Below are 7,651 nucleotides of genomic sequence, written 5' to 3'. Positions count from 1 at the left end.
TTCGAACGGCGACATGTCCTTGACAGGGCGCGTATCGAGCAAAGAACCAGGCAGGAAGGCACGGATGCCGTTGACCAGAACGGTCAGGCCGCCCTTGACCTTGCCATTGACGGTACCGGTCACGAAGTCGCCAGACTCCAGTGCGGTTTCCAGAGACAGCCACGAAGCCAGACGCTTGGCCTTGTCGCGCGACAGGATGGTGTCGCCGTAGCCGTTTTCGATGGCGTCAACAGCCACGGACACGAAGTCGCCCACTTGGACTTCGATCTCGCCCTGGTCGTTGCGGAACTCGTCGATAGGCACATAAGCCTCAGACTTCAGGCCGGCGTTAACCACCACGAAGTTGTGTTCGACGGCCACCACCTCAGCGGTGATGACTTCGCCCGGGCGCATGTTGGCGCGTTGCAGCGACTCTTCAAAAAGGGCGGCAAAAGATTCAGACATGGAGTTTCCTGTGCTGGGGTGAGCCAGCGAAAACGCCCTGATCGACAGGAACGACCAGAACGGGTTGGGTTGAAGAACATGACAACCGGGCCGCCTTGCAGCAGCCCCGATCACTCAAGCGCCTGCCTGGCAGCATGCGCCGGAAGTCACAGCCTTTTGGTAAAGACCCCTCGTGAATGTCAATGACACCAGTCAGTGACGAACGATCACGTGAGGCCAGCCCTCGACCCACAATCCCAGCACCGTTTCCACCGATTGTTCGATGGTCCAGGCGGAATTGTCGATCTTGTGGGCATCGGCAGCAGGCACCAGAGGCGAGACGGCGCGGGTACGGTCCCGCAGGTCACGCGCTTCTAGGTCTGCGCAGATCTCATCGAGATTAGCAGAAATCCCTTTTGAAATCAATTGGTTATAACGGCGTTCCGCCCGCTCTTTGACGGATGCCGTCAAAAACACCTTCATGGCGGCGTCCGGAAAGATCACGGTGCCCATGTCGCGGCCGTCGGCCACCAGGCCAGGCAAGCCCCGGAAAGCCTTCTGCAGCTCCACCAGCGCCTGGCGAACGCCTGGGAAAACGGACACGCGGGAAGCGGCCTGGCCGATGTCCTCGCGGCGCACCAGTTCGCCCACATCGCGCTGGTCCACCCAGATGTGTTCCCGATCAAAACGCAGGGCGATGCCGTAGCCGAGCTGACGGGCCAGGGCTTCGAGCGATTCGGCGTCATCCAGGCTGATGCCGCGCTCGGTGGCCAGCAGGCCGGTGACGCGGTAGAGCGAGCCCGAATCCAGGAACTGGTAGCCCAGGCGGGTTGCCAGCGCGGAGGCCAGGGTGCCCTTGCCGGAGGCGGTAGGGCCGTCCACCGTGATCACGGGGATCAGATCCGGATTGGTCTGGGCGACCTGGAACAGCGACTCGAAGTAGTCGGGGAAGGTTTTGCCGACGCAGCGGGGGTCGTCGATGCGGACTGACACGGGCTTGTCTGGCGTGGCCGTGGGGGCCAGCGGGTTGAAGGCAGCCAGCGAGAAGCACATCGCCATGCGATGGTCGTCGTAGGTGTGGATGCTGGCGTGTTGCCATTGCCCCTGAGCCGGTGGCGTGACTTCGATGAAGTCCTGACCCTCGACCACGGTGGCACCCAGCTTGCGCAGCTCGCAGGCCATCGCGGCGATGCGGTCGGTTTCCTTGACGCGCCAGCTGGCGATATTGGTCAGGCGGGTGGTGCCCCGGGCGTACAGCGCCATCACGGCCAGCGTCATGGCCGCATCGGGGATGTGGTTGCAGTCCATGTCGACGGCTTTCAAAGGCCAGTCACCACGGCGCACTTCCAGCCAGTTCGGGCCGCTGGTCACGTGCGCGCCCATGGCCTGGGCAGCTTCGACAAAGCGGATGTCGCCCTGGATGGAGTCGGCGCCCACGCCTTCAACACGCACCGGCATCGCGCCGCCGGCGATGGCACCTGCTGCGATGAAGTAGGACGCGGAAGACGCATCAGCCTCGACGTGGATCTCGCCCGGTGATTGGTAGTGACTGCCTTGCGGGATGACAAAGCGTTCCCAGCCCTGACGTTCGACCTGGATGCCAAAGCGGGCCAGCAGATTGAGCGTGATCTCGATATACGGCTTGGAGATCAGCTCGCCCACGACCTCGATCGTCAAAGGCTGATCTTGCGAAACCAGGGGCAGTGCCAGCAGCAGGGCGGTGAGGAACTGGCTGGAGACATCGCCACGCACCTTGATGGGCGCGGACAGCTTGAGTTGGCCGCCCGACAGGCGCAGCGGCGGGTAGCCTTCATTGCCTGTGCATTCGATGTGGCAGCCCAGCGGGCGCAGGGCATCGACCAGATCACCAATGGGGCGCTCGTGCATGCGGGGCACGCCACTGAGTGTGAACACGCCGCCCTGTGTGGCCGACAGCAGCGCCAGTGCAGCCGTGAGCGGGCGCATGGCTGTGCCGGCATTGCCCAGGAACAGATCGGCCTGCAGCACGGCGAGCTTGCCGCCCAGGCCGGTGATGCTGACGGTGTCGCCATCTTGTTGCAGATCGCAGCCCAGTGCGCGCAGCGATTCCAGCATGACGCGGGTGTCGTCCGAGGCCAGCAGGTCGTGGACGACGGTGGTGCCTTCACTCAGGCCCGCCAGCAACAAGACGCGGTTGGAGATGCTCTTGGAGCCGGGCAGGCGCACGGTGCCACCGGCGGACAGCAGGGGCGGGAGGTCAAGGAAGGCGGTGGTGTACATGAGGAGCGAAGTCGGAGGCGGGTGCGTGCGGCCAGGTCAATCAGCTTGCGCTCATTGACGTGTTGCGGGCGACTTGGCGCCCAGTTGCCACTGGCTGCGGGCATCGGACGCGGATTGGATCTGTTCTTGCAGCGTGGGGCCGTTCCAGTCGCGCATCTGGCGTTCCATCTGCTCCAGCGCGTGGCGGAAGGCTTCGGATTGCTTGAGCACCTCTTCGCGATTGGACAGGAGGATGTCGCGCCAGATGGTGGGATCGCTGGCGGCAATGCGCGTGAAATCGCGGAAGCCCGGGCCGGCCAGTGACAGGTATTCCTGGCCCAGAGGCTGTTCGGCCATCGCGTTCATGTAGGCGAAGGCCAGCAGGTGGGGCAGGTGGCTCACGGCGGCAAAGGCCGCGTCGTGGTTCTCCGGTGTCATCTTGAGCACCTGGCAGCCCACGGCAGCCCACACATCGGTGGCCTTCTGGATGAGGACCGGGTTGGTTTGCGCCAGCGGTGTCAGGATGGTTTTGCGGCCCTGGTAGAGCGCCGCATCAGCGTGTTCGATGCCGGCGACTTCACGGCCCGCAATCGGGTGCGCGGGCACGAAGGAGGGCAAGCGCTCTTTCAGCACGCGGCGGGCCGCATCGACCACGTCGCGCTTGGTGGAGCCCACGTCCATGAACAGCACGCCCGGGTCCACCAGGTGGCGGATGGCCTTGAACGTGCCTTCGCTGGCCGCCACGGGCACGGCGATCAGCACGATGTCCGAGCCCGATACCGCGAGCAGGGCGGATTCGGCTGCGACGTCGATCACACCCAGGCGGCGAGCCTTCTCAACGGTGGAGGGCGATTTGCTGTAACCCACGACCCGTTTGACCAGACCGGCCTTTTTCAGGGCCAGTGCGAACGAGCCGCCCATCAGGCCGCAGCCGATCAGGCCGAGTTGGTTGAACATGATGCAAACGTCCTGGAAACTTCAGTGCACATCCAGCGGAAAGCTGCCGAGCACCTTGAAAAGAGAGCATTGGGCGCGCAGCTCGTCGAGCGCGGCGGCCACGTTGTCCTGCGCCGGATGGCCGGCCAGGTCGATGAAGAACACGTATTCCCACTGGCCGGAGCGCGCCGGGCGCGACTCGAAACGGGTCATGGACACGTTGTGACGCTTGAGCGGCACCAGCAGATCGTGCACCGCACCCGGGCGGTTGTCCACCGATACCGCCAGGCTGGTGCAGTCGTGGCCGGTGGGGGCCGCGGGCGTGTGGGTGTCGGTGTGTGTGACCACCACAAAGCGCGTGCGGTTGTGGGCCTCGTCCTGCACGGCGCGCTGCACCACGTGCAGGCCGTATTGCATGGCGGCGCGTTCGCTGGCCAGGGCGGCGATGCTGGCATCTTCACCGGCCATGCGGGCGCCTTCGGCGTTGCTGGACACGGCTCGGCGCTCCACGCCGGGTAGGTTCTGGCTCAGCCAGCCCTGGCACTGCGCCAGTGCCTGCGGATGCGCCGCCACCACCTTGATGCCCTCGCGGCTGAGGTCCTTGCGCAGCAGGTTGTGCGTGACCAGCAGGCTGGTTTCGCCCACGATGGTCAGCGGCGATTGCAGCAGCAAATCGAGCGAGCGGGCCACGACACCTTCGGTCGAGTTCTCGATGGGCACCACGCCGAAATCGGACGAGCGGGCTGAGGCCGCGCGGAACACCTCGTCAATCGAAGGGCAGGCAATGGGCTCGATGGACGAACCGAAATAGTTCAGCGTGGCCTGTTCGCTGAAGGTGCCGATGGGGCCCAGAAAGGCCACACGCTGGCGCGCTTCCAGCGAGCGACAGGCCGACATGACCTCGCGCCAGATCGGGGCGATGCTGTCAGCCAGCACGGGGCCGGGGTTGCGGTTCTTCAGGCGGTCAATGACCTGGGCTTCGCGGTCCGGGCGGAACACAGGCGAGCCGTCGATCTTCTTGACCTCACCCACGGCTTGCGCCAGCTTGGCGCGTTCGTTGAGCAGGGTCAGCAGCTGCTGGTCGACCACGTCGATGCGCACGCGCAGGTCCGCCAGTTGTTCGTCAACCGGGCGGCCGTCGGGTTTGAAATGATCGGGGGCGTGGTCAGCCATGGCTTGCGGCAAAGTCCTTCATGTAGGCGACCAGCGCCTGAACCCCTGCGACCGGCATGGGGTTGTAGATCGAGGCGCGCATGCCGCCCACACTCTTGTGGCCCTTGAGCTGAACCAGACCAGCCGCCTTGGCGCCCGCCAGGAAGGCTTCGTTGAGCTCGTCCTTGGGCAGGAAGAAGGGCACGTTCATGCGTGAACGGCAGTTGGCGGCCACCTTGTTCACATAAAAGCCCGATGCATCGATGTAGTCGTACAGCAGGTTCGCCTTGGTGATGTTGCGCGCTTCGATGGCCGCCAGGCCGGTCAGGTTACCTTCACGCTGGCGCTTGATCCACTGGAACACCAGGCCAGCCAGATACCAGGGGTAGGTGGGCGGGGTGTTGTACATGGAGCCGTTGTCGGCCACGATGCGATAGTCGAAGGCCGATGGCGTGCAGGGCAGTGCGTGACCGATGAGGTCTTCGCGCACGATCACCAGCGTCAGGCCCGAGGGGCCGATGTTCTTTTGCGCGCCGGCGTAAGCCAGGCCCACGCGAGACCAGTCCACCGTGCGCGACACGATGTGCGAAGAGCAGTCGATCACCAGCGGCGCCTCGGAGCCCAGCGCAGCCAGATCCGGCAGTTCATGCATCTCGACACCATGGATGGTCTCGTTGCTGCACACGTGCACGTAAGCCGCGTTGTCGCTGAGCTTCCAGGTGCCGTAGTCGGGCAGGGCAGTGTGGTGGTCGCCCTCATTGGTGGCCGACACATGCACTTCACAGTACTTGCGCGCTTCCTTGGCCGACTTCTGCGACCACGAACCCGTGATCACATAGTCGGCGCGACCGCCACGCGAAAGGTTCATGGGGACGATGGCGTTTTCCGCAATCGCGCCGCCCTGCATGAACAGCACCTTGAAGTTTGCAGGGATCGCCAGGATTTCGCGCAGATCGGCCTCGGCCTGTTCGGCAATGGAGAGGAACTCCTTGCCGCGGTGGCTCATCTCCATCACGCTCATGCCGGAACCACGCCAATCCAGCATCTCGCTGGCTGCCTGTTGCAGGACTTCGTCCGGCAGTGCGGCCGGACCCGGAGAGAAATTGAAAGGGCGTGTCATGAGCGGGAGAGGGAATTACTTCTTGGCTGCGGGCTTGGTGGCAGGGGCGGGCGCACCGCCGCCGCTGAGCTTGCCACCCGTGGCGTTGTCCAGGATCTTGCGCACGGAGGCTTCCAGCGACTGCAACTTGGGTGTGACCTGGGGCTTGGCATCAGCCACAACCTTTTCCAGCAGGCCTTGTGTGGCCTCGGGCATCAGGGTCTGGTACTTCTTGAGTGCGGGCGACTCCAGGATGGATACCAGTTGCTTGAGCTCGTCTTCGCTGAACTTTTCTTCCAGCATGGGGCCCACGGTGGTGGGTGCCAGCTTGGTAGCCGAAGCCTTGAACAACGGCGTGGCCGATTCGACGTACTTCTTGATTTCAACGTCGATCTGCTTGGCGGTGGCTTCGCGCTTGTCTTCAGGCACGGCTTGCGCCATGATCTGACGCACGCTGCCTGCCAGTTGGCGAGCCGGCTGTTCGGCCACATTGCGCGACAGTTCATCCAGGCCGCCTTGCTGCAGGCTCAAGATCTTCTGGACCAGGTCTTTCTTGTCGGCATGAGCAGACAGGGAGGTCACTGCCAATGCAGCGGCCACAGCCGTTGCCCAAACCGTTTTCGTCAGCTTCATTCTGGGTCCTTCAATCAGGTTGATCGATCAGTTCTCGGTGCCGCCATCAGTATCGGCGTTATCAGCATCAGGTGTGTCACCAGCGGTTTCATCGCTGTCGGCATTCGCATTGGCGTCGTTTTCAACGATGCGTTGCAGGCCGATCAGCTTGGCGCCTTCATCCAGCGAGATCAGGGTGACGCCTTGTGTGGCGCGGCCCAGTTCGCGGATCTCGCTGACGCGGGTGCGCACCAGCACGCCCTTGTCGGTGATCAGCATGATCTCGTCTTCCGGACGCACCAGGGTGGCCGCAACCACCTTGCCGTTGCGCTCGGATTGCTGGATGGCGATCATGCCCTTGGTGCCACGGCCATGGCGGGTGTACTCGACGATGCTGGTGCGCTTGCCGTAGCCGTTCTCGGTGGCAGTCAGCACCGATTGGGTTTCGTCTTCGGCCACCAGCATGGCGATGACCGACTGACCCTCTTCGAGCATCATGCCGCGCACACCGCGGGCGCTGCGGCCCATCGGGCGCACGTCTTCTTCGTCAAAGCGCACGGCCTTGCCGCCGTCGCTGAACAGCATCACGTCGTGCTTGCCGTCGGTCAGGGCTGCGCCCACCAGCACGTCACCCTCGTCCAGGCCCACGGCGATGATGCCGGCCTTGCGGGGGTTGCTGAAGTCGGTCAGCGGGGTCTTCTTGACGGTGCCCAGGCGGGTCGACATGAAGATGTAGTGGTCTTCGGGGAAGGTGCGGAACTCGCCGGTCAGTGGCAGCACCACGTTGACCTTCTCGTCCTTTTCCAGCGGGAACATGTTGACGATGGGGCGGCCGCGCGAGTTGCGCGAGCCCTGCGGCACTTCCCAGACCTTGAGCCAGTACACGCGGCCACGGTTGCTGAAGCACAGGATGTAGTCGTGCGTGTTGGCGATGAAGAGCTGGTCGATCCAGTCGTCTTCCTTCGTCGCAGCAGCTTGCTTGCCACGCCCGCCGCGCTTCTGGGCGCGGTATTCGCTCAGCGGCTGGCTCTTGATGTAGCCGGTATGCGAGAGCGTCACGACCATGTCGGTCGGGGTGATCAGGTCTTCGGTGCCGAGCTCTTGCGCGTTGTGCTCGATGGTGGAGCGGCGCTCGCCCACCTTGGTCTGGCCGAATTCCTGGCGGATGGCAGCCAGTTCGTCGCCGATGAT

7 protein-coding genes are annotated in these 7,651 nt (G+C 64.0%); all 7 read right to left on the bottom strand.

Annotation, left to right across the window (positions count from 1 at the left end; genetic code table 11):
• On the bottom strand, positions 1–444 hold a 444-nt coding region (locus HY836_RS16910), incomplete at its 3' end, for a S1 RNA-binding domain-containing protein (RefSeq protein WP_290678458.1).
• Between the two features lie 192 nt (positions 445–636).
• Positions 637–2,682 (bottom strand): bifunctional 3-phosphoshikimate 1-carboxyvinyltransferase/cytidylate kinase, encoded by a 2,046-nt coding sequence (locus HY836_RS16905; protein WP_290678455.1) that lies wholly within the window; start codon positions 2,680–2,682, stop codon positions 637–639.
• Between the two features lie 51 nt (positions 2,683–2,733).
• Positions 2,734–3,618: a prephenate dehydrogenase/arogenate dehydrogenase family protein gene (locus HY836_RS16900; protein WP_290678452.1), complete on the bottom strand. Its 885-nt coding sequence runs from the start codon at positions 3,616–3,618 to the stop codon at positions 2,734–2,736.
• Positions 3,619–3,639: 21 nt separating this feature from the next.
• Complete coding sequence (pheA, locus tag HY836_RS16895; RefSeq protein WP_290678450.1) at positions 3,640–4,770, bottom strand: prephenate dehydratase; 1,131 nt, start codon at positions 4,768–4,770, stop codon at positions 3,640–3,642.
• The gene (gene serC, locus HY836_RS16890) at positions 4,763–5,869 is read right to left on the bottom strand and encodes a 3-phosphoserine/phosphohydroxythreonine transaminase (protein ID WP_290678447.1); all 1,107 of its coding nucleotides are present in this window, start codon (positions 5,867–5,869) and stop codon (positions 4,763–4,765) included. Before serC ends, pheA begins: the two co-directional genes overlap by 8 nt.
• 15 nt (positions 5,870–5,884) lie before the next feature.
• Positions 5,885–6,481, bottom strand: a complete 597-nt coding sequence (locus HY836_RS16885; RefSeq protein WP_290678444.1) for a hypothetical protein — start codon at positions 6,479–6,481, stop codon at positions 5,885–5,887.
• A 27-nt stretch (positions 6,482–6,508) separates the two neighbouring features.
• Positions 6,509–7,651: DNA gyrase C-terminal beta-propeller domain-containing protein (locus HY836_RS16880; RefSeq protein ID WP_290678441.1), on the bottom strand; the 1,143-nt coding region annotated here is incomplete at its 5' end.

The sequence above is a fragment of the Aquabacterium sp. genome (genome assembly GCF_016234775.1).
In the GTDB taxonomy this organism is placed as follows: domain Bacteria; phylum Pseudomonadota; class Gammaproteobacteria; order Burkholderiales; family Burkholderiaceae_C; genus Aquabacterium.
The sequence above is the reverse complement of the archived record's forward strand: the minus strand, read 5'-3'. Positions and strand labels throughout refer to the sequence as shown.

Excerpts from the sequence above, each read along its gene's own strand:
- HY836_RS16885 (WP_290678444.1), bottom strand. The coding sequence starts at position 6,481 with ATGAAGCTGACGAAAACGGTTTGGGCAACGGCTGTGGCCGCTGCATTG.
- serC (WP_290678447.1), bottom strand. The coding sequence starts at position 5,869 with ATGACACGCCCTTTCAATTTCTCTCCGGGTCCGGCCGCACTGCCGGAC.
- pheA (WP_290678450.1), bottom strand. The coding sequence starts at position 4,770 with ATGGCTGACCACGCCCCCGATCATTTCAAACCCGACGGCCGCCCGGTT.
- HY836_RS16900 (WP_290678452.1), bottom strand. The coding sequence starts at position 3,618 with ATGTTCAACCAACTCGGCCTGATCGGCTGCGGCCTGATGGGCGGCTCG.
- HY836_RS16905 (WP_290678455.1), bottom strand. The coding sequence starts at position 2,682 with ATGTACACCACCGCCTTCCTTGACCTCCCGCCCCTGCTGTCCGCCGGT.